General features: G+C 68.6%; 24 protein-coding genes and 1 tRNA gene. 11 read left to right on the forward strand and 14 right to left on the reverse strand.

Going from position 1 to position 23,929, the window contains the following annotated elements:
- Positions 1 to 38 precede the first annotated feature (38 nt).
- The gene (locus tag ACE3QW_RS23770; protein ID WP_374254460.1) at positions 39 to 656 is read right to left on the reverse strand and encodes a TetR/AcrR family transcriptional regulator; all 618 of its coding nucleotides are present in this window, start codon (positions 654 to 656) and stop codon (positions 39 to 41) included.
- Positions 657 to 814: 158 nt separating this feature from the next.
- Here ACE3QW_RS23770 and ACE3QW_RS23775 point away from each other — a divergent pair, with 158 nt between their 5' ends.
- Both ACE3QW_RS23775 and ACE3QW_RS23780 read left to right on the forward strand, forming a co-directional pair.
- A complete protein-coding gene (locus ACE3QW_RS23775) occupies positions 815 to 1,900 on the forward strand; it encodes a WD40/YVTN/BNR-like repeat-containing protein (protein ID WP_374254462.1) in 1,086 nt (361 codons plus the stop codon).
- Between the two features lie 3 nt (positions 1,901 to 1,903).
- Entirely contained in the window at positions 1,904 to 2,185 is a 282-nt protein-coding gene (locus tag ACE3QW_RS23780) for a MoaD/ThiS family protein (RefSeq protein ID WP_374254464.1), read from the forward strand.
- A gap of 59 nt (positions 2,186 to 2,244) precedes the next feature.
- On the opposite strand, the gene ACE3QW_RS23785 is transcribed toward ACE3QW_RS23780, so the two are convergent.
- Together ACE3QW_RS23785 and ACE3QW_RS23790 are read right to left on the reverse strand one after the other, a co-directional pair.
- Complete coding sequence (locus tag ACE3QW_RS23785; RefSeq protein WP_374254466.1) at positions 2,245 to 3,231, reverse strand: phosphoglycerate dehydrogenase; 987 nt, start codon at positions 3,229 to 3,231, stop codon at positions 2,245 to 2,247.
- A gap of 225 nt (positions 3,232 to 3,456) precedes the next feature.
- On the reverse strand, positions 3,457 to 3,942 hold the full coding sequence (locus tag ACE3QW_RS23790) for an Hsp20 family protein (RefSeq protein ID WP_029557274.1): 486 nt from the start codon (positions 3,940 to 3,942) through the stop codon (positions 3,457 to 3,459).
- 265 nt (positions 3,943 to 4,207) lie between these two features.
- Here ACE3QW_RS23790 and ACE3QW_RS23795 point away from each other — a divergent pair, with 265 nt between their 5' ends.
- The 3 genes from ACE3QW_RS23795 to ACE3QW_RS23805 all read left to right on the forward strand — a co-directional run bounded on the left by ACE3QW_RS23795 (position 4,208) and on the right by ACE3QW_RS23805 (position 6,886).
- On the forward strand, positions 4,208 to 4,717 hold the full coding sequence (locus ACE3QW_RS23795; protein ID WP_374254468.1) for a hypothetical protein: 510 nt from the start codon (positions 4,208 to 4,210) through the stop codon (positions 4,715 to 4,717).
- Positions 4,718 to 4,933: 216 nt separating this feature from the next.
- On the forward strand, positions 4,934 to 5,806 hold the full coding sequence (locus tag ACE3QW_RS23800) for a DUF3313 domain-containing protein (RefSeq protein ID WP_374254470.1): 873 nt from the start codon (positions 4,934 to 4,936) through the stop codon (positions 5,804 to 5,806).
- 138 nt (positions 5,807 to 5,944) lie between these two features.
- On the forward strand, positions 5,945 to 6,886 hold the full coding sequence (locus ACE3QW_RS23805) for an alpha/beta fold hydrolase (RefSeq protein ID WP_374254472.1): 942 nt from the start codon (positions 5,945 to 5,947) through the stop codon (positions 6,884 to 6,886).
- Between the two features lie 209 nt (positions 6,887 to 7,095).
- Here ACE3QW_RS23805 and hisN read toward each other — a convergent pair whose 3' ends face one another.
- Positions 7,096 to 7,881: a histidinol-phosphatase gene (gene hisN / locus ACE3QW_RS23810; protein WP_374254473.1), complete on the reverse strand. Its 786-nt coding sequence runs from the start codon at positions 7,879 to 7,881 to the stop codon at positions 7,096 to 7,098.
- On the opposite strand from hisN, the gene ACE3QW_RS23815 reads away from it, so the two are divergent.
- Positions 7,849 to 8,109, forward strand: coding sequence for a hypothetical protein (locus ACE3QW_RS23815; RefSeq protein ID WP_374254475.1), 261 nt, complete (start codon positions 7,849 to 7,851; stop codon positions 8,107 to 8,109). The genes hisN and ACE3QW_RS23815 overlap by 33 nt on opposite strands.
- Positions 8,110 to 9,070: 961 nt before the next feature.
- On the opposite strand, the gene ACE3QW_RS23820 is transcribed toward ACE3QW_RS23815, so the two are convergent.
- Positions 9,071 to 9,958 carry an N-formylglutamate amidohydrolase gene (locus tag ACE3QW_RS23820; protein ID WP_029557270.1) on the reverse strand — a complete coding sequence of 296 codons (888 nt, stop codon included), beginning with the start codon at positions 9,956 to 9,958 and terminating at the stop codon, positions 9,071 to 9,073.
- A 190-nt stretch (positions 9,959 to 10,148) separates the two neighbouring features.
- On the opposite strand from ACE3QW_RS23820, the gene cpdR reads away from it, so the two are divergent.
- The 3 genes from cpdR (at position 10,149) to hemH (ending at position 11,908) form a co-directional block, all read left to right on the forward strand.
- Complete coding sequence (gene cpdR / locus ACE3QW_RS23825) at positions 10,149 to 10,511, forward strand: cell cycle two-component system response regulator CpdR (protein ID WP_029557269.1); 363 nt, start codon at positions 10,149 to 10,151, stop codon at positions 10,509 to 10,511.
- Positions 10,512 to 10,597: 86 nt separating this feature from the next.
- Positions 10,598 to 10,672 (forward strand) — tRNA-Val (locus tag ACE3QW_RS23830).
- A 177-nt stretch (positions 10,673 to 10,849) separates the two neighbouring features.
- The gene (hemH, locus tag ACE3QW_RS23835) at positions 10,850 to 11,908 is read left to right on the forward strand and encodes a ferrochelatase (RefSeq protein WP_374254477.1); all 1,059 of its coding nucleotides are present in this window, start codon (positions 10,850 to 10,852) and stop codon (positions 11,906 to 11,908) included.
- A 23-nt stretch (positions 11,909 to 11,931) separates the two neighbouring features.
- Here the strand turns inward: hemH and ACE3QW_RS23840 are convergent, their stop codons facing one another.
- Together ACE3QW_RS23840 and ACE3QW_RS23845 are read right to left on the reverse strand one after the other, a co-directional pair.
- On the reverse strand, positions 11,932 to 12,861 hold the full coding sequence (locus ACE3QW_RS23840; RefSeq protein ID WP_374254479.1) for a methylated-DNA--[protein]-cysteine S-methyltransferase: 930 nt from the start codon (positions 12,859 to 12,861) through the stop codon (positions 11,932 to 11,934).
- Positions 12,862 to 12,946: 85 nt separating this feature from the next.
- A complete protein-coding gene (locus ACE3QW_RS23845) occupies positions 12,947 to 13,720 on the reverse strand; it encodes an SDR family NAD(P)-dependent oxidoreductase (protein ID WP_029557266.1) in 774 nt (257 codons plus the stop codon).
- A gap of 301 nt (positions 13,721 to 14,021) precedes the next feature.
- On the opposite strand from ACE3QW_RS23845, the gene ACE3QW_RS23850 reads away from it, so the two are divergent.
- Positions 14,022 to 14,582, forward strand: coding sequence for a protease inhibitor Inh/omp19 family protein (locus tag ACE3QW_RS23850; protein WP_024277667.1), 561 nt, complete (start codon positions 14,022 to 14,024; stop codon positions 14,580 to 14,582).
- Positions 14,583 to 14,645: 63 nt separating this feature from the next.
- Here the strand turns inward: ACE3QW_RS23850 and bluB are convergent, their stop codons facing one another.
- The 7 genes from bluB to ACE3QW_RS23885 all read right to left on the reverse strand — a co-directional run bounded on the left by bluB (position 14,646) and on the right by ACE3QW_RS23885 (position 22,638).
- The gene (gene bluB, locus ACE3QW_RS23855) at positions 14,646 to 15,320 is read right to left on the reverse strand and encodes a 5,6-dimethylbenzimidazole synthase (protein WP_374254481.1); all 675 of its coding nucleotides are present in this window, start codon (positions 15,318 to 15,320) and stop codon (positions 14,646 to 14,648) included.
- A gap of 73 nt (positions 15,321 to 15,393) precedes the next feature.
- Positions 15,394 to 16,881 (reverse strand): glycerol kinase GlpK, encoded by a 1,488-nt coding sequence (glpK, locus tag ACE3QW_RS23860; RefSeq protein WP_374254483.1) that lies wholly within the window; start codon positions 16,879 to 16,881, stop codon positions 15,394 to 15,396.
- A gap of 21 nt (positions 16,882 to 16,902) precedes the next feature.
- Positions 16,903 to 18,411 (reverse strand): glycerol-3-phosphate dehydrogenase, encoded by a 1,509-nt coding sequence (gene glpD / locus ACE3QW_RS23865; protein WP_374254485.1) that lies wholly within the window; start codon positions 18,409 to 18,411, stop codon positions 16,903 to 16,905.
- Positions 18,412 to 18,522: 111 nt separating this feature from the next.
- Positions 18,523 to 19,278, reverse strand: a complete 756-nt coding sequence (locus ACE3QW_RS23870; protein WP_374254486.1) for an SDR family NAD(P)-dependent oxidoreductase — start codon at positions 19,276 to 19,278, stop codon at positions 18,523 to 18,525.
- Between the two features lie 26 nt (positions 19,279 to 19,304).
- Positions 19,305 to 20,066 (reverse strand): SDR family NAD(P)-dependent oxidoreductase, encoded by a 762-nt coding sequence (locus tag ACE3QW_RS23875; protein ID WP_374254488.1) that lies wholly within the window; start codon positions 20,064 to 20,066, stop codon positions 19,305 to 19,307.
- 41 nt (positions 20,067 to 20,107) lie between these two features.
- On the reverse strand, positions 20,108 to 21,727 hold the full coding sequence (locus tag ACE3QW_RS23880; protein ID WP_374254490.1) for an acyl-CoA synthetase: 1,620 nt from the start codon (positions 21,725 to 21,727) through the stop codon (positions 20,108 to 20,110).
- A gap of 26 nt (positions 21,728 to 21,753) precedes the next feature.
- Positions 21,754 to 22,638 (reverse strand): IclR family transcriptional regulator, encoded by an 885-nt coding sequence (locus ACE3QW_RS23885; RefSeq protein ID WP_374254492.1) that lies wholly within the window; start codon positions 22,636 to 22,638, stop codon positions 21,754 to 21,756.
- A 221-nt stretch (positions 22,639 to 22,859) separates the two neighbouring features.
- Here ACE3QW_RS23885 and ACE3QW_RS23890 point away from each other — a divergent pair, with 221 nt between their 5' ends.
- Positions 22,860 to 23,891, forward strand: coding sequence for a TRAP transporter substrate-binding protein (locus ACE3QW_RS23890; RefSeq protein WP_250166471.1), 1,032 nt, complete (start codon positions 22,860 to 22,862; stop codon positions 23,889 to 23,891).
- The last annotated feature ends 38 nt before the right edge of the window (positions 23,892 to 23,929 follow it).

A 23,929-nucleotide genomic window follows, 5' to 3' on the forward strand; every position in this document is an offset into this window, starting at 1 on the left:
CACTTTTACGGCGCACGAAAGCGTTTCGCTCACTCCGATCAGGGGAGAGGCGAACGCTCGACCTCGATACTTCTCAGAATGAACTGGAGGCTCTCACGCAGAGCGCCCTCCTGGTCCTCGTCGATGTGCTGTGCCACCAGGACCGGATGGCAGAAGCGGATGAGCGCGCTCTGGATGTAGCGGCTGACCTTCGAGGGGTCGTGGGCCACAAACACCCCCTGCGCGATGCCCTCCGCGAGCACGCGCGCGGTCAGGTCGCACAGGCGCGACTTGTGGGCCTCGATGGCTTCCCAATTGTTCTCGATGGCCACCAGCACCATGTCGTGCACTCGCCGCTCCTCAAGGAAATTATCCTTGTGGTAGCGCATGATGGAGAGATAGGCGGTGAAGATGCGCTCCTGCGGGGAGCCATCCCCCGCAGCCGCTTCGGCGAATTCGGCCTCGCTCTCGCACAGGCAGCGGCCGCAGATGGTGGCGACGATGGCGGTCTTGGACGGGAAGAAGCGGTAGACATTGGCCGGCGACATGCCGAGCTCGGCGGCGATGTCGGCCACCGCCGTCTTGGCGAAACCCATGCGGCGGAACAATTCCTCCGCCGTGCGCGCGATGCGCTCCCGGGTCTCGTCCGCCGTCTCCTTCACCCTGACGTTCACCATGCACTCCTATAAACTGACGATTATCATAAATCGTCAGTTCTAAATTTCCAAGCCCGTGATTCGCCCGCTGCGCAAAATCTTATCCCCGCCGTGTCGGCGCGTCGCCTGCGTCCGCGTCCTCGTTGCGGCCCGAAGCCCCGGGGTCGTGGGAGGAAAAGATGGCGCAGAAGGTGCTCATCCTGATCGGAACGAAGAAAGGCGCGTTCATCCTGGACAGCGATGGCGCCCGGAAAAGCTGGTCGCTGCGCGGACCGTTCTGCGACACGTGGCCGACCAACCACGTGGTGGGCGACCGCACCTCCGGCCGCATCTATGCCGGCGGCGGCAACGAATGGTTCGGGCCTGCCGTGTGGCAGTCGGACGATCTCGGCGCCAGCTGGACCCATTCCTCCCGTGGCCTTGCCCATGCCGAGGGCGAGGTGCCGGTGAAATCCGTCTGGAGCCTCGCGCCGGGGGCGGACGGCGTGCTCTATGCCGGCGTCGAGCCGGCCGGCCTGTTCCGCTCGGACGATGGCGGGCAGAGCTTCACCGCCCTCGACGGCCTGCAAAAGCACCCGTCCCGCACCGAGTGGAACCCCGGCGGCGCCGGCCTCATCCTGCACTCCCTCGTGCTCGACCCGGACGATCCGGATGCGCTGTGGGTGGGCATCTCCGCCGCCGGCGTGTTCCATAGTGCCGATGGCGGCCGCACCTGGAGCGCGCGCAACCGCGGCACCCGCGCCGACTACATGCCCGAGGATCTGCGCTATCCCGAGCATGGCCAGTGCGTGCATTGCGTGGTCAAGGCGCCGGGCCTGCGCCACCGCCTCTACCAGCAGAACCATTGCGGCATGTACCGCTCCGACGACGGCGGGATTTCCTGGCAGAGCATCGAAAAGGGCCTGCCCTCCAGCTTCGGCTTTCCCGCCGCCGCCCATCCGCGCGATGCGGAGACGCTGTTCCTCGTGCCGCTCAACGGCGACACGGCCGGCCGCTTCATGCCGGAGGCGAAGGCCGCCGTCTGGCGCACCCGCGACGGCGGCGCCTCATGGCAGGCGATGCGGTCCGGCCTGCCGCAGAAGGACGCCTATTTCAACGTGCTGCGGCAGGCCATGGCCACCGACACGCTGGAGCCGGCCGGCGTCTATTTCGGCACCGGCTCCGGCGAGATCTATGCCAGCGCCGACGAGGGGGAGAACTGGACGCGCCTCGCCGAGCACCTGCCCACCATCTCCTCCGTGGAGACGCTGGTGGTGGAGGCCTGAGCGGTGGCGGAGGAAACCGCACCGGTGAAGGTGCGCCTGCCGGCCCACCTCGTCCGGCTGTTCCCCGACGGGCAGACCTATCTGGAGCTTCGCGCCGCCACGGTGCGCGAGCTGATGGATGCGCTGGAGACGCGCTGGCCCGGCATGCGCGACCGGCTGTGCGACGAGCGCCCCGCCATCCGCCGCCACATCAACATCTTTGTGGACGGGCGCCGGGCGCGGCTGGAAACGCCACTGCGGCCCGGCGCGGACGTGTTCGTGCTCACCGCCATCAGCGGCGGGTGAAGCGTTTCGAGCGAAGTGGGTACCGGTTCGCGTGAAGAAAACGCGTTGCAATGGGAACCTCAGCGCCCGTCGGCGATCAGGCAGCCAGGGGGGAAATCCGTCCCGTCCAGCGCCGCCACCACGCATTGGGCGGAGATCAGGTTGCCACGAGCCAGCGCCTCGGCGCTGGAGCCGGAGGCGTGGGCGGTGGCCACCACATCCGGGCGCGCCGCCAGCGCGGCGGCGACCGGCAGCAGCGCGGCGTCCGCCTCCGCCTCGAACACGTCGAGGCCGGCGCCGCCGATGCGTCCCGCTTCCAGCGCGGCCAGCAGCGCGCGGTCATCCACGAGGCCGCCGCGGGAGGTGTTGATGACCAGCGCATGGGACTTCATGGCGGCGAGCGCGTCGGCGCCGATCAGGTGACGGGTCTCGGGGGTGAGCGGCGCATGGACGCTGATGATGTCGCTCTGGGCGATCAGGTCGTCGAGCGGCACATAGTCCACGAAGGGGAAATCCGGGTCGGGGGTGCGGGTCGCGACCAGAACCCTGGTCCCGAAGCCGTGCAGGCGCCGCGCCACCGCCTTGCCGATGCGGCCGAGCCCGACGAGGCCCACCGTCTTGCCCGTGAGGTCGAACCCGCTCAGCACCCGCCAATTGCCGGCGGCGATGGCGCGGTCGCTCTCCTTCAGCCGGCGCAGCAGCGCAAGGATCATCGCCAGCGTGTGGTCTGCCACCGCATCGTCATTGGCCCCCGCCGCGATGGTGACCACCCGGCCGAGCGCCTTGGCAGCAGGCACGTCCACCCGCTCATAGCCCACGCCGCGACGGGCGATGACCTTGAGATCGGGATGGGCGGCGAGAATCTCCCGCGTCACCGCGCGCATGCCGACGATCCAGCCCTCGACGCCTTCAAGCAGCGCGCTCAGCGCGGCATCGGAAATGTCGGCATCAAGCGCATCGCCCGGCAGGCCGGACGGGACCGCGACGCAGCCGTGCTCGGCGAGATATTCGGCGGCGGCGGCATCGAACAGGCGGGTGGTGATGAGAACCTTGCGGGGGGCGGACACGGCGGGCGACCTTTTCCGGAGGGAGCGAACGGGTGCGCCCCCCTCCTCTCCCGGCCGCGCGCCGAGATCAAGCCCGCACGCGACATCGGCGCCATGCAAAAGCGCCGTACAAATCCACCATGCAAAAGGGCGGCGCATGCGCACCGCCCTCAAGTCCGAGGGGCGGAAACCCGCCCCCGTGCCGAAAGGCAGGGCGGGCCTCGGCCCGTCCCCCATTCCCGTCCGTCAGGCCGCCTGGGCGGCGCCCTCTACGGTCGAGCCCTCGATGGTTTTCGGGGTCGACGTCGCACCCGCGATGGGGATGATGCGGGGCTTCTTGGCCTCGGGAATGTTGCGCACGAGATCCACGTGCAGCAGGCCATTCTCAAGCACCGCACCCTTCACCTCCATATGGTCGGCGAGCTGGAAGCGACGCTCGAAGGCGCGGGCGGCGATGCCGCGATAGAGCACCTGGGCGCTCTCGGACGCCTCGGACGACTTCTTCTCGCCCTTGAGGGTGAGGGTGTTCTCCTTCACCTCGATGCTCAGTTCGGCATCGGTGAAGCCCGCCACGGCCACCGTGATGCGATAGGCGTTCTCGCCCGTGCGCTCGATGTTGTAGGGCGGGTAGGTGGGCGCCGCATCGACGCCGCCGACGGAATCGAGCAGCGAGAACAGCCGGTCGAAGCCGACGGTATTGCGGTACAGCGGAGCAAGGTCAAACGTACGCATGGCATATCCTCCTTTGAAGCGACATGCGGGACCCGCATAAAGCCGGGTCCGGTCAGGGCGCCGTCAGGTCTCTGCCCGGCGCCGTTTTGGATGTGGGTAGGCCCGTTTCTGGCGTCAAGGGGGAGCCACGCCGCCAATCTGAACGGGCGATGAACGCCTTTGCCGGTCGGCGTTCACCCGCCGCGGCTAGACTTTTCCCCAACGACATCTGCTCCGTCCGCGGCGTGATCCGGTGAGGAGGCGGGGGGCAAGGGGAGGTCGGGCGATGCGGGCCTGTGCGGCCGCCTGTGCGGCCTTCTTCCTGATGGCACTCGCGCCTCCGGCGACGCGGGCCCTCGCCCAGTGCGGCGCCGAGGCGCTGGCGCCGGCCGGTGTCCAGCCGGCCGTTCCGGCCAAGCCCCCGCCCCTGCACACGTATCATTCGCCGAGCGAAGCCGGGACGATCGCCCTGCCTGGCCTGCCACTCGCCCGCGCCGCCTCCGTCACCGCGACCCAGATGCCGGACGAGACCGCAGCGCTGCCCGGCGCCATCGCGCCGCGCGCCTACCGCCCCTACCAGATCGCCCCCGCCGGCCCCCATCCGCTCACCGCCGAGACCGTCGCGCCGAGCCTCGAAGCCCGCGGCTTCCGCCAGATCGACGCCGTGCGCCAGCGCGGCCAGAGCTTCCTCGCCGAAGCCACAGGGCCGCGCGGCGAGCGGGTGCGCCTCGTGCTGGATGCCGCCAGCGGCGACATCAGCGGCATGCAAGTCATCGGCTCAGGCGAGCGGCGCTAGAGGATCATCCGGTCCAGCGCAGTGCATAAGTCCACCGGCCTTCGAATTGGCACGCCATTTCGGCGCTTAAGAGTCGGACTGCGGTCGCCGCGTGGAGCCTCCGCCAAAAGACGTTGGGCGGTACTTAAATACGCCGCAATCGCGCCCCATTTCCGAATGCGGGGGCTTTGATCGGCGGCTTGCACAGCGTGCGGGCCGGACTGACGGAGCGGGGAAATGATGGCAGCAGCCTTAAGCCGGGTCATGGGCCTGTTTAGCATGTCGCTTCTGGCCACATCGTGTGCCAATGCCCCGCTGGAGCAAAGCGGCGCGCTCACCTCATACGCGGACCTCGAACCGGCAGACGGCCTGCTGGCGAAGTCGAAGATCCTCATCCACAAGGACGAAGTGCTCGCGGCCAGGACGGTGCGCATCGTTCCCACCATCTTCGCGGCCGGAGCCCAGAACGAAGGGATTTCCGACGAGCAGAGGAAGCTCGTGGCCAATGCTATCGACCGTTCCATCTGCTTCGGCCTCAGCGATCGCCTTGAAGTGGTGCCGGCGTCGCAGCCCGCCGATCTCACGGTGCATGCCGTCGTCACCCACATGGACGCCACCGACGAAAAGGCCGTTGCGGCGACCAAGATTGCGTCGGTGGCGAAGTCCGTGCTCCTGCCGGGCATCCCGGTGCCGACACCGCGCCTGCCCATCGGGCTGGGCAGCCTGTCCCTGGAGGCAGAGGCCCGCAGCGCCGACGGACGCCCGGCGGCGGTCATGGTCTGGGGCCAAGGCGCCAACATGCTCTCCGGGTCGGCGCGGGTGTCCGCCGCTGGCGATGCTTATGAGCTGGCGAGCACCTTCGGCGACGATTTCAGCAAGATGCTCGTCACCGGCGAGAACCCGTTCAAAACCCTCTCCGGCCCACCGCCGGCGGAACGTATCCAGTCTTTGACCGGTGGCGCGCCCAAGTTCGCAGCCTGCGACGTCTTCGGTCGCGCGCCCGGCTTCAACGGCCTCGTCAGCGGTATCGTGGGCGCGCCCCCGGAATGGACCGACAAGGGCGGCGAAGCGGCAAGCACACCCTCCGCGTCGACGCCAACCGCGCAATAGGTCGGCGCCCGCAAGCCGGAGCGAGCGACCGCGCGGCCCGAACCGCGCGAGGCGATTGTGAAGCGGGGCTCCGACGTGTAACCCTCGGTCTCACGCCCAACGCCGGCCACCGCCGCGCCCTCCACCGCTGCGAGCCTCATGACGCTCTATTCCCTGCCGAACAATCCGGTGCCCGAAGGCGCGATCGAAGGCGAGATCATCGCCCGCGACGGCGTGCGCCTGCGCTTCGCCCGCTTCATGCCCGAGGGCAAGGCCAAGGGCACCGTCGCGCTGTTCAGCGGCCGCTGCGAGTTCATCGAGAAATATTTCGAGGTGGTGCGCGAGCTGAGATCCCGCGGCTTCGCCGTGGCGCTGCTCGACTGGCGGGGCCAGGGCGGCTCCCAGCGCCTGCTGCGCAACCGCCTGAAGGGGCATATCACCCGCTTTTCGGACTATCTGCTCGACCTTGAGGCCTTCGCGCGCGAGGTGCTGCTGCCGGACTGTCCGCCGCCCCATTTCGCGCTGGCCCATTCCATGGGCGGGTCGATCCTGCTGTCCTCGGTGCTGGAGGGGCATCGCTGGTTCGATCGCATGGTGCTCAGCGCCCCCATGCTGGGGCTCGATTCGGTGCCGTTCGAGGGTATCATGCGGCCGACCGCCACCGTGCTCTCCCACATCGGCTTCGCCCGCGCCTTCGTGCCGGGCGGACGCGGGCGCACGCTGGCGCGGCTGAGATTCGAGGGCAATCCGCTCACCTCGGAACGGGCCCGATTCGACCGCACGCAGGCGATGGTCTCCGCCCATCCGCAGCTTGACCTCGGGGCACCGACCATCGGTTGGCTGGCTGGCGCCTACGCCACCATGGGAGAGTTGACCCATCCCGACGTGATCCCGCGCATCCGCCAGCCGCTGCTCATCATCGCAGCCGGAGGAGACCGGCTCGTCTCCAACAAGGCCATCGAGCACTTCTCGGCGCGGCTCATCGCCGGCGCCCATGTGGTGGTGCCGGCCAGCCGGCACGAGCTGCTGATGGAGCGCGACATCTTTCGCGCCCAGTTCTGGGCCGCGTTCGACGCCTTCATCCCCGGGACGCCGATCTGAGAAGTTTTTTACGTTGCCACGCTCAGACGCCGCGCGGGCTTGACGCGTTGCTTCGCTCAGACGCCGCGCGGGCTTGACGCGTTGCTACGCTCAGACGCCGCGCGGGCTTTACGCGTTGCTTCGCTCAGACGCCGCGCGGGCTTGACGCGTTGCTACGCTCAGACGCCGCGCGGGCTTTACGCGTTGCTTCGCTCAGACGCCGCGCGGGCTTAGCCCCCGGTGAGCTGGCGCAGCGCCGCCTCGTGCACCTTGCGGCTGCCGGCGGCGACCACGCGTCCCCCCGCAACCGGCGAACCGCCTTCCCAGCTGGTGACGACGCCCCCCGCGCCCTCGATAATGGGCACAAGGGCGATCACGTCGTGATCCTGCAGGCCGGTCTCGATGACGAGATCGATGAGGCCGGCCGCCACCATGCAATAGGCGTAGCAATCACCGCCGTAGCGCGAGAGCCGCACGCGCTCCTCCACCGTGCCGAAGGCCGCGCGGTCTTCCGCGTTCATGAGGCGGGGGCTGGTGGTGTAGAGCACCGCGTCCTCCAGCCGCCCGCAGTCGCGGGTGGCGAGGGTGCGCTCGCCCGCCGGACCGCGATAGCGCGCCGCGCCGCCGTCGCCGAAGAAGCGCTCGCCGATGAACGGCTGATGCATCATGCCGTAGACCGGATCGCCCTCCTTCAGAAGGCCGATCAGCGTCCCCCAGGCGGGCAGGCCGGCGATGAACGACTTGGTGCCGTCGATGGGGTCGAGCGCCCACGTATAGGGCGCGCTCGCCGCCACGTTCTCGAACTCCTCGCCGATGATGCCGTGGGCGGGGAAGGTCGAGCGGATGAGCTGCCGCATGGCCTGCTCGGCCGCCCGATCCGCCTCGGTGACGGGATCGAAGGCGCGGCCCGCGCTCTTGTCCTCGATGCCAAGCGCCGTGCGGAAGAAGGGCAGGATGGCCTCGCCCGAGACGGTCGCAAGCTGATGGACGAAGGCGTCGAAATCGACGGCGGTCATGGAGACTCCGGAACGGTCGGGCGGGCCGACGATGCCCGCGCCGGCAAGAAAGCGCGGGTGGTGGCACCTGCCAAGGAAAATCTGCGAGGGAAATCTGTGCGGGAAGGCCGGCCGAATCCGCCAGGCCGCGATCCCTACGGCACAACCGCGGTGCGGGATGATCGCACCTGTGGCAGGCGTGGCGGGCAGGACGCGCAAAAATTGGGCAGACAGGCCGCAATGGGCTGAAAATAAATGGTTTTAAATGTTGGACAGTTGCACAAACTATCTGCCTGTCACGGACTTGATGCAGAGGGGGGCATTCGTCATATTGATGCAGCGCGGCATTGCTTGTTGCGGTGCCGCTGCCCTCCTTGGGCGTTTCCTCCCTAGACTTGGGCCGCTGTTCTCAGCGGCCCCTTTCTTTTTTCGGCCCCTCATGCCGAGGCAGGAAATGCGCGCCGCCCGGCAAAGCCCCGGAGCCTGCGCCCGCCTCCTAGCATCCCTGCCCGCGCCCCCTGCCCTGCCAGATCCATTGTTCGCGCGCGTGGCGCCTGACGAGAATCTGGCGGCTGATGTTGACCGGGCGCCTATCCCTGCGTGCGCGCAGCCCTGATCGACTGGCCGCCACGATGGGTCCCGGCACCGGGCAACACCCCGACATGCCGCGTCCTGGCCATCCTCGGCACAGCCGAGTCGGACCAAGCGCACGCTTCTATCGATTTTTTTGAGCGGCCTGCTCTTAGCGGCCACAGCCCGGGCTTAGCCGGGAGAAATAAATCCCTATAAAAATCAATGATTTGCCGTGGTATACCAGACTGCGACAAACGCGCACTTGATTTATGGCACTGCACTCGGCTATTTGTGCATTGCGACACGGCGATTGGCGTCGCTGTGTCGCTGCCCTCCTTGGGCGTTTCCTCCCTAGACTTGGGCCGTCTGCTCACGCGGACGGCCCCTTTCTTTTTCGGGCTGGCCGATCCGGCATTCGCCGTCACCCGCCGCCCTGTCTAGGCCCCTCTCGTTCCATCCCTGGATGCGGTCTTGCGCCGCCATATTCGATCCCGTGTCTCGCGGGCGTCTTCGCGTTGCGAAGCCTGCCCGGGCCGGAATTCGATGGTGCCTGAGTAATTCCTCGGCAACCGTGCGCAATTGGTAGCCTTGCCATACGAAAAACGCAAGGCACCTTATGCAAAAATGCAGGGCTTTGTCATTCAGCTGCCGCACGGAGCGGGGCGAGGCCCTCCGACACCGCGATGAACAGATCCCCCATCAGGGCCCGAAGATCGGCCTGGGCGCTGGAAAATCCGCTATTCCGCTCATAGGCGGCCTCGTCCATGTAGAGGCTGCGGTTGAGCTCGATCTGCACGGCGTGCAGCCCGGCGGAGGGGTTTCCGTAGTGCTCAGTAATATAGCCGCCGGCATAGGGCTTGTTGCGCACCACCCGGTAGCCGCGGGCGGTCAGCGACCGCTCGATGGCGTCCGTGACCAGCTCGCTGCAGCTCGTGCCGTAACGGTCGCCGATGACGAAATCGGCGCGCGCCACCTCGTCCCGTGCTGAAGTGGACGGCATCGAGTGGCAATCCACCAGCACCGCCATCCCCCATTCGCGCTGGATGCGCCCCACGAGGCGGCGCAGGGTCTGGTGGTAGGGCTTGTAGAAGGTCTCGATGCGCTCCAGCGCCTCGTTCACCGCGAGGCGGCGGGGATAGATCTCCTGCGCATCACCCACCACCCGCGCGATGGTGCCGAGGCCACCGGACACGCGAATCGACCGCGTGTTGGCGAACGGCGGCAGCCGGCCGTCGAACATGCGCGGGTCGAGCTCGTAGGGCTCGCGGTTGAGGTCGAGAAAGGAGCGCGGGAACAGCGCCCGCATCATCGGCGCGCCCAGCCCCACGCAATCGCCGAACAATTCATCGACGAACGTATCTTCCGATCGGCGCAGGGTCGAAAAGTCCAAGCGCGTCTGCTCGACGAAGCTGCGGGGATAGATTCGCCCGGAATGCGGGGAGTTGAAGAGGAAGGGCGCGCGCGCCTCGACCGGAGTGAGCACCTCGAATGCGGGTTCAATGGTGTCGGCGAGGCAGGCAGTCATCAAGAACCCAGCACCTTGGAATAGTTCCGGAATTCACACCGGCGGGCGGCGGAATGATGGCCCGGCGAAACACCTTTTGGAAAGGGGTGGCGCGGCTTTCACTTCGAATTTACCCGAATGCGGCAGACACGTCATATGAATCCCCTGCTCCGGCCGGGGCTGGACAGAACATGACATCAGGGGAAGCGGCGTGGCCAAGATCCTGCTCGCTGAAGACGACAACGACATGCGCCGCTTCCTTGTGAAGGCGCTCCAGAATGCGGGCTACTCCGTCGCTTCCTGCGACAACGGCCGCTCCGCCTATGAACGGATGCGGGAGGAGCCGTTCGAACTGCTGCTCACCGATATCGTGATGCCCGAGATGGACGGCATCGAGCTGGCCCGCCGGGCCACCGAGCTCGACCCCGACCTCAAGGTGATGTTCATCACCGGCTTTGCCGCGGTCGCCCTCAATGCTGACGGCGAGGCGCCGAGCGAGGCCAAGGTGCTGTCCAAGCCCTTCCACCTGCGCGACCTCGTGAGCGAGGTGGGCAAGATGCTGACCGCCGCCTGAGCCGTCATCCACAGGCCGGAATATCCTCTGACAGTCCCGCCTTGCCTCCGGCGTTTCGAGCCGATATAGAGGCGGCTCCTGCGAGGGGGCGCGTAGCTCAGCGGGAGAGCACTACGTTGACATCGTAGGGGTCACAGGTTCGATCCCTGTCGCGCCCACCATCCCTCACCTCATCATCCGGCGATCGATCCGTCCGGCGGCACCAGCCGTCCGGACCATCATCGTTTCCGCCGGGCGGCCATCCGGCGCGGCCGCAGTTGCGTAAGAGCTCGGCGCCTGCGGGCGCATTGACGCGCCCCGGCCAAGGCGCCATCTCACCGGCAGCAGCCGAGGACCTGATGATCGACGCTCCCGCCTTCTCTCCCGATGCCGCCCATCTTCCCACCGACCACCCCAAGGTGGCGTTCGGGCGCGTCGGCGTGCTCATCGTCAATCTCGGCACGCCGGAGGCGACGGACTACTGGTCCATGCGCGCCTATCTGAAGGAATTCCTCTGGGACCGGCGGGTGATCGAGGTGAACCGGGCGCTGTGGTGGTTCGTGCTCAACGCCATCATCCTCACCAAGCGCCCCGGCCCCAAGGGCCGCGACTATGCCAGCATCTGGAACAATGAGCGCAACGAAGGCCCGCTCAAGACCATCACCCGCGACCAGGCCGAAAAGCTCGCCGCCCATTTCGCCGGCATCGATGAGCGCATCGTGGTGGATTTCGCCATGCGCTACGGCAAGCCGCCCATCGCCGAGCGCCTCGCCGCGCTCCAGGCGCAGGGCTGCGAGCGCATCCTGCTGGTGCCGCTCTATCCGCAATATGCCGCCGCCACCTCGGCCACCGTCTGCGACAAGGCCTTCGACGCGCTGAAGGAGATGCGCTGGCAGCCGACCCTGCGCGTCGCCCCGCCCTGGCACGATGATCCGGTCTATATCGATGCCGTAGCGCGGGACCTGGAGCGGCATCTGGCGGCGCTGGACTTCGAGCCGGAGGTGATCCTCGCCTCCTTCCACGGCGTGCCGAAGTCCTATCTGCTCAAGGGCGACCCCTATCACTGCCAGTGCGCCAAGACCGCCCGCCTGCTGCGCGCGCGCCTCGGCATGGATGAGAAGCGCTTTCGCCTCACCTTCCAGTCCCGCTTCGGCCGCGAGGAATGGCTGAAGCCCTATACGGACAAGACGGTGAAAGCCTTGGCCGAGAGTGGTGTGAAGCGGCTCGCCGTGTTCAACCCCGGCTTCGTCGCCGACTGCCTGGAGACGCTGGAGGAGATCGGCGTCGAGAACCGCGAGATCTTCGAGCATGCGGGCGGCGAGAAGTTCGCCGCCATCCCCTGCCTCAATGCCGGCGACGAGGGCATGCGGGTGCTGAAGACCGTGGTGGAGCGGGAATTGCGGGGCTGGGTGGGGTAACCCCGCCCTTCACTCCCCGCCCCTCACTCCGCCTTGGGCTCCACCTTCGCGGCTTCCCAGCCGAGTATGGCGCGCTTGCGCGTCAGGCCCCAGTGGTAGCCCGTGAGATCGCCGCTCTTACCGATGACGCGGTGGCAGGGCACCACGAACGAGATGGGGTTCTTGCCGATGGCCGCGCCCACCGCCCGCGCCGCCTTGGGCCGGCCCACGTGCTCGGCGATGGTGGAATAGGTGGTGGCCCGGCCCATGGGGATGCGCAGCAGCGTCTCCCACACCCTTATTTCGAAATCCGTGCCGATGAAGACGATGCGCAGCGGCTGGTCGCCCCGGCAGGAGGCGGGATCGAAGATCTGCGCCACCAGCGGGGCCGTGGCGGCGGGCTCTTCCACATAGGTGGCGTTGGGCCAGCGCGAGCGCATGTCGGCGAGCGCGGCCGCTTCCTCCCCCATATCCGCGAAAGCGAGGCCGCACAGGCCGCGGGGCGTGGACATGGCCAGCGCCTGCCCGAACGGGGATGGATGGAAGCCGAAGCGGATGACGAGGCCAGCGCCGCCGGTCTTCCACTCCCCCGGCGACATGGCCTCATGCACCACGAACAGATCGTGCAGCCGGCCGGGACCGGAAAGACCCAGCTCCAGCGCGGCATCGAGCACGTTGGGGCATTCGGCGACGATGCGCCGGGCCCGGTCCAGCGTCACCGCCTGGAGGAACGCCTTGGGCGTGAGGCCGCACCAGCGGCGGAACAGGTCGGTGAGCGCGCGGGCGGAGACGCCGGTGGCGGCGGCGATCTCCTCCACCTCGGGCTGCCGCCGCACGTTGCAGGAGATGTACTCCACCGCCCTGCGCACCACGTCATAGTCGCGGGCGGCGATGTCGAGCTGCGCGGCAGGCGTCGCCGTCAGCGTCGGCGCCGCCGCGGACAGGATGAGATCGGGGGCATCGAGCGCCAGCACGGCACGTCTCCTTCTGATCGAGCGTTGCCCATCTCAGCAGGCGCCGCAAGCGCCGGCCACCCGATTTCCCCCGAGCCGACCGTCCTCAGGCCGGATCGCGCCGCACGGTCAGCCCGTTGAAGGTCTGCTGGCCGGCCATGCACTGGATGCGGTTGATGTTGACGTGGCGGGGCATGGTGCAGGCGAAATACACCTGCTCGGCAATGTCCTCGCCGGTCATGGGCGTATAGCCGGCATAGACCTGATCCGCCTTACCCTTGTCGCCGGAGAAGCGGACCACGGAGAACTCCGTCTCCACGAGGCCCGGCTCGATGTTGGTGACGCGCACCCCGGTGCCGGCCACATCCGCCCACAAATTCAGGGAGAACTGCTTCACGAAGGCCTTGGTGGCGCCGTAGACGTTGCCGCCGAAATAGGGGTAGTCGCCGGCGACGGAGCCGGTGAACACCACATGACCCTCCTTGCGCGCCACCATGGCCGGCAGGCTCGCGCGCACGGTGGTGAGCATGCCCGTGATGTTGGTCTCCACCATGGTCTTCCACTCGTCCAGGTCCGCGTTCTGGGCGGGCTCGAGCCCGAGCGCGAGGCCGGCATTGGCGAAGACGATGTTGTAGTCGGCGAACGGCGCCGGCAGGCTGGAGAAGGCGTCGAACGTCGCCTTCTCGTCGCGCACATCAAGCTCCAGCGGGAGGATCAGGTCGCCGAACTCGGCCTTGAGACCCTCCAGGCGGTCGGCCCGGCGGCCCACGGCCACCACCTTCGATCCGGCGCTCGCGAAGCGGCGGACGGTGGCGGCGCCGATGCCCGAGGTGGCGCCGGTCACGACGAGGGTCAGCGTGCGGGGATCGAGCATGGCCATGGAAAGCTCCGAGCAAGGCAAGGACGGGAAAAGGGCGCGGAAGAGCGTGCCGCAAGGTGCGCCGGTGATTAAACCGCCTTAACCATCGCGTCCATCCGCCGCCGCGAAACGGTATCTTGATACATCACCAGCCTTGCTGCTGCCACGATCTCACGAAAGGGTGCGTTTACCCGCAGCCGGCTAGGGTTCGCGCCTGTCAGCTGTGGTCCGAACGTCGATGCGTCCCGTGCGAGCCACTCAGGGGCGGGTGGCGGTTTTCGCGTGAAGGCGCTAGGTTGCGGACACGTCCGGAGAACAATGGATGAAGGTGGTTCTGGTTTCGGCGGCTCTGGCGCTGGCCCTCGGCGGGTGCAGCACGGAGCTTGACGGCTTCGGGGCGAAGCCGTCCGCCATGGCGGCCAATCGCGTGCTCACGGCGCCGACGGGTGCGGTCGAATCCTCGCCCGTGCCCGGCAACGTGTCCACCGCTGCGGCCGATACCGCCACCGGCGCCATCACGCCGCGCACCACCGCCTCCAACGTGCCCCTCACGCCGCCTCCGGCCAATCCCGGCGCCACCGCCTTCGCCCCCAGCGCGGCCAAGGAACAGGTTTCCGGCGCCTGGAGCTTCTCGTGGGATGGCGGCAAGGCGTCCTGCCCGGTGCGCCTCGGCACCGACCGCGGCCTCAGCGGCCTTTCCGCCCAGGCCGACGTCTCCTGCCCCAGCGAGATCTTCATGACCAAGGGCTGGGACATGATGGGCTCGGACATCGTGCTGCAGAACCATCAGGGCAAGGTCACTGTCCGGCTCCAGCCGGATGGCCCCAACCATTACGTCGGCACCATCGCTGAGACCGGCCAGCAGGTCGCCCTCGCCCGCTGAGGCGGGCCAGCCCAACGTCCCGCTAAGGCGGGCGGCCCAACGTCCCGCTGAGGCGGCAGCCGCTTACGTCCCGGCCTTCTCCCGCGCCCCGAATCGCTCCGCGAATACCAGTTCCTCCAGCGGCAGGCGCTGTCGCCATCCGGCCCGCTCGAGGTCGGGCGTCGCCGCGAACCCCTCCACATAGCCCACGCACAGCAGCGCGATGGGCACGATGGGGTCCGGGATGGCGAGGATGCGGCGGAGGTCGGCAAGGTCCAGGATCGACACCCAGCCGACGCCCAGATTTTCCGCCCGCGCCGCCAGCCAGATGTTCTGCACCGCGCAGACGGTGGAATAGATGTCCATCTCGCTCTGGTGGGTGCGCCCCAGCACCACCGGCCCGGCGCGATCCCGCTCACAGGTGATGCACAGCAGGAGCGGCGCCTCGCGCAGGCCCTCCAGCTTCAGCGTGCGATAGAGCTGCGCCCGCTCGCTTTCGAACATCTCCGCTGCTTCGGCATTGGCGCGCGAAAAGGCGTCGTGCAGCGCCGCCTTGGTCTCGGCCGAACGCACCACGATGAAGTTCCACGGCTGCAGGAAACCCACCGAGGGCGCCGCATGGCCGGCGGCCAGCACGCGGGCGAGCACCGCGTCAGGCACGGGATCGGGCAGGAAGTTTCGGCGCACGTCCCGCCGCGCGGCGATGCAGCGGTAGATGGCGGCGCGCTCGTCCGCCGAGAAACTGTCGTCCCGGACCATGGCGCTCTCCCCGTATTCATTCGGTCAATTCGGCGCCGACGTGCCGGCAAGGTCAATCCCGAACCCTGCGTCCTCACACCCCGCCGATCAGCCGCCCCACCGCATCCCGCCACTGGGCGATGCGGCCGGCGCGCACCTCGGGCAGCATCTGCGGCGTGAACCGCCGCTCCAGCCGCCACTGGCCGGCGAAGACGTCCGGCGGCGGGAAGAAGCCACACTCCAGGCCCGCAAGATAGGCGGCGCCGAGCACGGTCGTCTCTTTCTGCATAGGCCGGTCCACCGGGGCGCCGAGGAGGTCGGCGAGGCGCTGCATGGTGAAGTCGGAGACGGTCATGCCGCCGTCCACGCGCAGCACCGTGTCGCCGTCCGGCCAGTCGGCGCGCATGGCGTCGATGAGGTCCACGGTCTGGAAGCACACGCTCTCCAGCGCCGCCCGGGCCAGTTCCGCCGGTCCGGTGGCGCGGGTGAGGCCGAACAGGGCGCCGCGCACCTCCGGCCGCCAATAGGGCGCGCCAAGCCCGACGAAGGCGGGGACGAGGATCACGTCCTGCCCCGCGTCCGCTTCCGCCGCAAGGCGGTCGCTCTCGCTGGCGGTGGAGATGATCTTCAGCCCGTCGCGCAGCCATTGCACCGCTGCTCCGGCGACGAAGATGGAGCCTTCCAGCGCATAGGTGCGCCGCCCGCCGATCTGGTAGGCGATGGTGGTGAGCAGCCGACTGGAGGAGGCGACGGGTGTCGTCCCGGTATTGAGCAAGGCGAAGCAGCCGGTGCCGTAGGTGGATTTCACCATGCCGGGCGCAAAGCACGCCTGCCCCACCATGGCCGCCTGCTGGTCCCCCGCCACGCCGCGGATGGGGATGGGACCGCCGAACAGCGCCGGATCGGTGGTGCCGAAGTCCGCCGCGCAGTCCTTCACTTCGGGAAGCAGGGCGCGCGGCACGCCGAACAAGGAGAGGAGATCGTCGTCCCACGCCCCGCGATGGATGTCGAAGAGCAGCGTGCGCGCGGCATTGGTGGCGTCGGTGGCATGGACGCGGCCGCCGGTGAGGCGATGGAGCAGGAAGCTGTCCACGGTGCCGAAGGCCAGCTCCCCTTTCTGCGCCCGGTCCCGCGCGCCCGGCACGGCATCGAGGATGTGCGCGATCTTGGTGGCGGAGAAATAGGGGTCGAGCAGAAGGCCGGTGCGCGCGCTCACCAGCGCCCCATGGCCGTCCGCCTCCAGTTGGGCGCAGGCCTCGGCCGTGCGGCGGTCCTGCCAGACGATGGCGCGGTGGATGGCCCGGCCGGTCGCCCGCTCCCACACGAGGGTCGTCTCGCGCTGGTTGGTGATGCCGATGGCTGCGATGTCGGACGCCGTGGCGCCGGCCTTCGCCAGCACCGCGCGGCAGCAATTGAGCACGGTGCCGAAGATGTCCTCCGCCTCCTGCTCCACATGGCCGGAGGCGGGGAAATGCTGCGGCAGTTCCTCCTGCGCCAGTGCCGCGACGGAGCCGTCCTGCCGCACCAGCAGCGCGCGCGAAGAGGTGGTGCCCTGGTCGATGGCGAGAATGTAGGCGGCCACGGCGTCCTCCCTTGTTCTGTTTCAGGCGCGGCGCGCCGCCATATAGGCGTCGAGCGCCTCCACCGCATGCGGCGCGGTGCGCAGGCCGAGCTTGGAGCGCCGCCACAGCACGTCGGCGGCGGTCAGCGCCCATTCCCGGTCCATCAGATAGTCCACCTCGCGGGCGCACAGATGCGCGCCGAACCAGTCGCCGAGGTCGTCCTCCTCGGTAACGCCCTCCAGCACCTGGAAAGCCGCCGTGCCATAGGCCCGCGCGAGCCGCGCCAGCAGGGCGGGATCGAGTGCCGGGAAGGCGCCGCGCAGGGCGCGCACCAGAGCGTCATAGCCCTGCCGTGGGAAATCGCCGCCGGGCAGCGGTGCGCTGGCCGTGAAGGGCGCGCCGAGATGGGGAAAGTGCGGCGCAAGCCGCGTCAGCGCCGCCTCGGCCAGCCGGCGATAGGTGGTGATCTTGCCGCCGAACACGGTGAGGAGCGGCGCCCCCTCCTCCGGCGCATCGAGGGCGAGCACATAGTCCCGCGTCGCCGACTGGGCGGCGCTCGCCCCGTCGTCATAGAGGGCGCGCACGCCCGAATAGGTCCACACCACCTGCTCGGGGGCGATGGTGGCGGCGAAATATTCGCTCGCCGCCGCGCACAGATAGGCCACCTCCTCCGGCGTCGCGTGTACGTCCTCGGGATGGCCGGAGAAATCGCGGTCCGTGGTGCCGATGAGGGTGAAATCGCCCTCGTAGGGAATGGCGAAGATGATGCGGCCGTCCGCGTTCTGGAAGATGTAGCAGCGCTCGTGCGCATAGAGCCGCGGCACCACGATGTGGCTGCCCTGCACGAGGCGCAGCGGCGCGTGCCCCTCGCCCCGGCCGGTCTTCAGCACGTCGAGCACCTCGCCCGCCCAGGGGCCGGCCGCATCCACCAGCGCCCGCGCCTTCACCGTCTCGGACCGGCCCTCATGCTCGCTCTCGATCACCCACAGCCCCGCCTCCCGCCGTGCTCTGGTGACGCGGGTGCGCGGGCGGATGGCGGCGCCCCGGTCGGCGGCGTCGCGGGCATTGAGCACCACGAGGCGCGCATCCTCCACCCAGCAGTCGGAATATTCGAAGGCGCGGCCATAGCCCGGCCGCAATGGCTGGCCGGCGGGATCGTGCCGCAGGTCCAGCGTGCGGGTGGGCGGCAGCAGGCGACGGCCGCCGATATGGTCGTAGAGCCACAGGCCGAGCCGCAGCATCCACGCCGGGCGCAGGCCGGGATGGTGCGGCAGCACGAAGCGCAGGGGCCAGACGATGTGCGGGGCGATGCCCCACAGCACCTCCCGCTCGGCCAGCGCCTCGCGCACCAGGCGGAACTCGTAATATTCGAGATAGCGCAGGCCGCCGTGGATCAGCTTGGTGGAGGCGGAGGACGTGCCGGAGGCGAGGTCCCCCTTCTCGAACAGCACCACGCTGAGGCCGCGCCCCACGGCATCACGGGCGATGCCGCAGCCATTGATGCCGCCGCCGACGATGGCGAGGTCGAAGACCTGACCGCTCTCCTCCATCTCGGCCTCCCGGCACCGGGAATCGGTTCGCTCCGCCAGACGATGCCCGAGACCTGCGGCAGGTCAACGGCTGCATCGCCGATCCATGTGGAGGAGCAGGTTCCCACCGCCTCACACGTTGATGAGACCGCCCGCCGAGAAGCCGCCATCCACGGCGATGGTCTCGCCGGTGACGTAGGACGACACGCGCTCGTCCAGCAGGAAGGAGATGGCGCCGCACACCTCCTGCGGCGTGCCGTTGCGGCGGAGCGGCAGGGTTTTCAGCCACGCGGCGCGGGTCTCGGCCGTCAGCAGCTCGCGCACCAGCGGCGTCTCGATGGGGCCGGGCGCCACCGCATTCACACGGATGCCCAGCGGCGCGAATTCCACCGCGAGGATCTTCGTCAGCGTCATCACGCCGCCCTTGGAGGCGCCATAGGCGGAGCGGCCGAGATTGCCGCGCAAAGCGGAGATCGAGGCGATGTTGACGATGGAGCCGCCGCCCGTATCCCGCATGGCCTTCGCCGCCTCCCGCGCCACGACGAAGCTGCCGACGAGGTTGATGTCCAGCACCTTGCGGAACAGCTCCACGCTCGTGTCGAACGCCGGAATGTCGCGGGCGATGCCGGCCGAGTTCACCACCCCCTTGAGCGGGCCGAAGTCCGCCGCCGTGCGCGCGACGGTCGCCGCCACCGCGCTTTCGTCGGTGATGTCCACCGTCTCGAACCGCACCCGCGCGCCGTGCGCCGCGAGATCCTCCCGCGCCTTGGCGATGCTGTCGGCGGCGAGGTCCAGCGCGACGACGCGCCAGCCCTCGGCGAGCAGGGTTTCCACCACGGCGAGACCGATGCCGGAGGCACCGCCGGTGACGATGACGCTGCCCTTCATCTCGCGCCCCTTTATCTCCTGCCCCGTCACGGCCGGATCAGCCCGCCGGCGGTGAAGCCGCCATCCACGTTGATGGTCTGGCCGGTCACGTAGGAGGATTTCTCGGGGTCCAGCAGGAAGGCGATGGTGCCGGCCATTTCCTTCGGCTGCGCATAGCGGTTGAGCGGCACGCGGGCGAGCCACGCGGTGCGCGCCTGATCGGTATGCACCGCCTGAACCAGCGGGGTATCCACCGGCCCCGGCGCGATGGCGTTGACGCGGATGCCGAGGGCCGCGAACTCCACCGCGAGGACCTTGGTGAGCACCACCACCGCGCCCTTGGACGAGCCATAGGCGGCGCGGCCGAGATTGCCCTGGATGCCCGAGACGGACGCGATGTTGACGATGGAGCCGGCGCTGCGCGCCTGCATCACCTTCGCCGCCTCGCGCGCCACCAGGAAGGTGCCGATGACGTTCACGTCGAGGATCTTGCGGAAGATGTCCGCCGACGTGTCGAGGGCGGGGATGTCGCGGGCGATGCCGGCGGAGTTCACCACGCCCCACAACCGCCCGAACCCGCTCTCCGTCTCGGCGACGAGCTTCACCACCTGCGCCTCGTCGGAAATGTCGGCCTGGACGACCCGCACGGCATCGCCATGGGCGGCGAGGGCGGCCCGCGCCTTCTCGATGCTCTCCGGCACGAGGTCGGCGGCGACCACGCGCCAGCCCTCGGCCAGAAGCTCCTCCACCACGGCAAGGCCGATACCCGAGGCACCACCCGTCACGATCACGCTTCCCGGTCTCGACACGGCACTCTCCCTGAGGGTGATTGTTGTATTTCGTCAGTGGCTCAGATGAGCCCGCGCTCGGCCAGGGCCTCGCGCACCATCTTCTTGGTGATCTTGCCGTAGGCGGATTTCGGCAGGGCATCCCAGAAATGCACGCGCCGGGGCAGCTTGTAGCGGGCGACCTTGCCATCGAGGAACGCGACCAGATCCTCCTCGCTCACGCTCTGCCCGTCTCGCAGCACGCAGACGGCGACGCCCACCTCGCCCCACATGGGGTCCGGTACGCCGAGGATGGCCACCTCGGCGATGGCGGGATGGGTGAGCACCTTCTCCTCCACCTCGCGCGGATAGACGTTGGAGCCGCCGGAAATGTACATGTCCGAGGCGCGTCCGGTGATGTAGACGAAGCCCTCATTGTCCATGTGGCCGAGGTCGCCGGTGCGGAACCAGCCGTTGCGGAACGCCTTCGCATTGGCCTCGGGATTGTCGTAATAGCCCGCCAGCACCGCAGGGCCGCAGACGCAGATCTCGCCGGTCTCGAAGGGGGAGACCTCCCGGCCCGCATCGTCCTGGATCTGGACCTGCATGCCGGTGCGCTCGAAGCCGCAGGTGCCGAGCTTCACATGCGGGCCGTCCTCGGGATCGTGCAGGTAGGGCGGCAGGACGGTGATGTTGCCCGTCACCTCGCCGAGGCCGAAATACTGCACCAGCACCTTGCCGAGCTTCCTCAGCGCGAACTTCTGGTCCTCCCGGTACATGGGCGCGCCGGCATAGATGACGTAGCGCAGGGAGGAGTGGTCGAACTTGTCCACCGAGGGGTGCTCGGTGAGCAGTTTGGTGATGGTGGGCACGGTGAACATGTTGGTCACGCGCCATTGCTCCACCAGCCGCCACGCCTCGGCGGCGTCGAACCGCTCGGAGGGCATGAGGATGGTCTTCACCCCGCGCGCCACCTGCACCAGCTGATGCACCCCCGCGCCGTGGGAGAGCGGCGCAACCACCAGGGAGGCGTCCTGCTCGGTGGTGCCGGGCATCAGGTCGCAGAGATGGTTGGTGATGACGAAGGCCATCTGGCCATGGGTCAGCACCGCCGCCTTGGGCCGGCCGGTGGTGCCGGAGGTGAAGAAGAACCAGCAGGGGTCGTCATGCTCCACATCCGCCACCGGCACCTTTTCGCCGAGGCGGGCGGCGACGATTTCGCCGTAGTCCGCTCCGAAGTCCGCCGCACCGATGGCGATGACCTCGCGGATGTCAGGCGCCTCGGCGCGTGCGGCCTCGACGTGCTCGGGAAAGTCGCGGTGGCAGATCATGAGGCTCGCGCCCGAGGCGGAGGCGAGATAGGCGACCTCCCCCGGAGTCTGGCGAAAATTGGTGGGCACCCACACCGCGCCCAGCCGGAAGGCGGCGAACATGCTTTCGAACATTTCGAGGCAGTTCTTCGACTGCACGAGGATGCGGTCGCCCTTGACGACGCCGCGGGCGAACAGTTCCGCCGCCATGGCATCCACGCGGGCATCCATCTCGGCCCACGTCACGGTGCGCTCGCCCTCCACGAAGGCGATATGGGCCGGCAGCCGCCGCGCCGCTTGGCGCAGGAAATGGGAGAGGTTCATCACCCGGCGGCTGGTGCGGGCCACGCCGCCTCGCGGGGCCTCGGCGACGGTCTGGGCAGGTGCGGACATTCACTTCACTCCGGGATCGGAAACAATCAGGGGGCCGGACGGACCATGGAGCGGGCCGGGCGCGGTGGCGGCCCCCGCTCGCTGCCGCCGAGCTTCGCCTCCAGCGCGGCGGCTTCGCGCTGGAGCAGCGGCACCAGCTCCTTCTGCCGCTCCGCGCCCAGCCGGCTCTCGATGGCGGCGAGCGAGAGCGCGCCGAGCGGGCGCCCGTCCGCCCCCCGCACCGGCACGCCGATGCCCCAGGAGCCGGCGACATAGAGGCCGGGATTGAGCGCATAGCCGCGCGCGCGGGTCTCGCCCATGGCGGCGCGCAGCAGATCGGGGGAATAGCCGGGATAGGCCGCGAGCGCCGCCGCATTGGCCTCGATGATCCGCGCCGCGTCGGCCTCGGGGAGCGCGGCGAGGAGGGCGAGGCCGCCGGCGCCGATGCCGAGGGGGTGACGGTCGCCGGCCTGGAGCACATGGGTGCGGATGGGCCAGGTGCCCTCTTCGCGATGCAGACACACGGAGAAGATCCCGCGCGGCACCGAGAGGAAGGCGCAGTCGCCGCTCTGGCGGGCGATGCGGGAGAGACCGTCGAGGGCGAGGGCATGGATGCCGAAGCGCGGCGCGGCCAGCGTGCCGAGCACATAGGCCTCCGGCCCCACATGATAGCGGCGGCTCGCCTCGTCCTGGTCCACCAGCCCGGCGCGCACCAGCGCCAGCAGGACGCGCCGCACGGTGGGCTTGGAGAGGCCGGAACTGGCGACGAGATCGGCGAGGCGGGCGCCCTCCGTCCCCGCGCGGCCCACCAGCATCAGCAGCGCCATCGCGCGCGCGATGCTCTGGGTGCCGCCGCCGGCTTCCGACGCGCCATCGCGCGCAGGCTCCGGCCCGCCCATTAGGGCGGCGGGCGCATCCGATCCCCGTCCCACGCGTGCTCCCTTGATCCAGAATATGGACCTGATTTATCTGGCGAATTGGGACTGCCGTCGCGCGGCGTCCTCTGGAACCATAATCTGCTTGCGAAATCGCCACAAGCGGGCCAGCATGGGCGGCGGGAAAAGAGGTCCATATATTGGACCCAAGGAAACCAGTCGGGCCGGAGCGGAGCCAGTCGGGGCGCCGCGCGAAACGGCCGCAAGGAGGAGCACCGATGACCCTGACCCGTCGCACCCTCATCAAGGCGAGCGCCGCCACGGCGCTGACCGGCGCCATCGCGCCGGCCCTGTTCGCCCCCACCGTCGCGCGGGCCCAGAGCGCCGAATTCTCCTACAAATACGCCAACAACCTGCCGGTCACGCACCCCATGAACGTGCGCGCGCAGGAAATGGCGGCGAAGATCAAGGCCGAGACCAAGGGCAAGGTCGAGATCAGCATCTTCCCCTCCAGCCAGCTCGGTGGCGACACCGACATGCTGAGCCAGCTGCGCTCCGGGGCCATCGAGTTCTTCACCCTCTCGCCGCTGATCCTCTCGACGCTGGTGCCCAACGCCTCCATCAGCGGCATCGGCTTCGCCTTCCCGGACTATGCCAGCGTGTGGAAGGCCATGGACGGGGATCTGGGCACCTACGTGCGCGGGCAGATCTCCAAGGCCGGCATCGTCGCCATGGACAAGATCTGGGACAACGGCTTCCGCCAGATCACCACCTCCACCAAGCCCATCGAGACCGCGGCCGACCTCAAGGGCCTGAAGATCCGCGTGCCGGTGTCGCCGCTGTGGACCTCCATGTTCAAGGCGTTCGACAGCGCTCCGGCCTCGCTCAACTTCGCCGAGGTCTACACCGCGCTGCAGACCCGCGCCGTGGATGCGCAGGAGAACCCGCTCGCCATCATCTCCACGGCGAAGCTCTACGAGGTGCAGAAATACTGCTCCCTCACCAATCACATGTGGGACGGCTTCTGGTTCCTCGCCAACCGCCGCGCCTTCGAGAAGCTGCCCGACGACCTGCGCGCCATCGTGGCGAAGAACATCAACGAGGCGGGCCTCAAGCAGCGCGACGACGTGTTCGCCCTCAACAACTCCCTGCGCAAGGAGCTGGCGGAAAAGGGCCTCACCTTCAACGAGCCGAAGGTGGACAGCTTCCGCGACCAGCTGCGCAAGGCCGGCTTCTATGCCGAGTGGAAGGGCAAGTACGGCGACGAGGCCTGGGCCACGCTGGAGAAGTATACCGGCAAGCTCTCCTGAGCCGGCCATCCGCCTCACGTTCAAGGGGCGGCTTCGGC

Origin of the sequence: Xanthobacter sp., assembly GCF_041911315.1 — a bacterium.
Classification (GTDB): Bacteria; Pseudomonadota; Alphaproteobacteria; order Rhizobiales; family Xanthobacteraceae; genus Xanthobacter; species Xanthobacter aminoxidans.

Bases quoted from the DNA above. Each gene is read 5' to 3' on its own strand.
- ACE3QW_RS23770 (WP_374254460.1), bottom strand. From the start codon at position 656: ATGGTGAACGTCAGGGTGAAGGAGACGGCGGACGAGACCCGGGAGCGC.
- ACE3QW_RS23775 (WP_374254462.1), top strand. From the start codon at position 815: ATGGCGCAGAAGGTGCTCATCCTGATCGGAACGAAGAAAGGCGCGTTC.
- ACE3QW_RS23790 (WP_029557274.1), bottom strand. From the start codon at position 3,942: ATGCGTACGTTTGACCTTGCTCCGCTGTACCGCAATACCGTCGGCTTC.
- ACE3QW_RS23795 (WP_374254468.1), top strand. From the start codon at position 4,208: ATGCGGGCCTGTGCGGCCGCCTGTGCGGCCTTCTTCCTGATGGCACTC.
- ACE3QW_RS23800 (WP_374254470.1), top strand. From the start codon at position 4,934: ATGATGGCAGCAGCCTTAAGCCGGGTCATGGGCCTGTTTAGCATGTCG.
- ACE3QW_RS23805 (WP_374254472.1), top strand. From the start codon at position 5,945: ATGACGCTCTATTCCCTGCCGAACAATCCGGTGCCCGAAGGCGCGATC.
- ACE3QW_RS23815 (WP_374254475.1), top strand. From the start codon at position 7,849: ATGGACGAAGGCGTCGAAATCGACGGCGGTCATGGAGACTCCGGAACG.
- hisN (WP_374254473.1), bottom strand. From the start codon at position 7,881: ATGACCGCCGTCGATTTCGACGCCTTCGTCCATCAGCTTGCGACCGTC.
- ACE3QW_RS23820 (WP_029557270.1), bottom strand. From the start codon at position 9,958: ATGACTGCCTGCCTCGCCGACACCATTGAACCCGCATTCGAGGTGCTC.
- hemH (WP_374254477.1), top strand. From the start codon at position 10,850: ATGATCGACGCTCCCGCCTTCTCTCCCGATGCCGCCCATCTTCCCACC.
- ACE3QW_RS23845 (WP_029557266.1), bottom strand. From the start codon at position 13,720: ATGGCCATGCTCGATCCCCGCACGCTGACCCTCGTCGTGACCGGCGCC.
- ACE3QW_RS23850 (WP_024277667.1), top strand. From the start codon at position 14,022: ATGAAGGTGGTTCTGGTTTCGGCGGCTCTGGCGCTGGCCCTCGGCGGG.
- bluB (WP_374254481.1), bottom strand. From the start codon at position 15,320: ATGGTCCGGGACGACAGTTTCTCGGCGGACGAGCGCGCCGCCATCTAC.
- glpD (WP_374254485.1), bottom strand. From the start codon at position 18,411: ATGGAGGAGAGCGGTCAGGTCTTCGACCTCGCCATCGTCGGCGGCGGC.
- ACE3QW_RS23870 (WP_374254486.1), bottom strand. From the start codon at position 19,278: ATGAAGGGCAGCGTCATCGTCACCGGCGGTGCCTCCGGCATCGGTCTC.
- ACE3QW_RS23880 (WP_374254490.1), bottom strand. From the start codon at position 21,727: ATGTCCGCACCTGCCCAGACCGTCGCCGAGGCCCCGCGAGGCGGCGTG.
- ACE3QW_RS23890 (WP_250166471.1), top strand. From the start codon at position 22,860: ATGACCCTGACCCGTCGCACCCTCATCAAGGCGAGCGCCGCCACGGCG.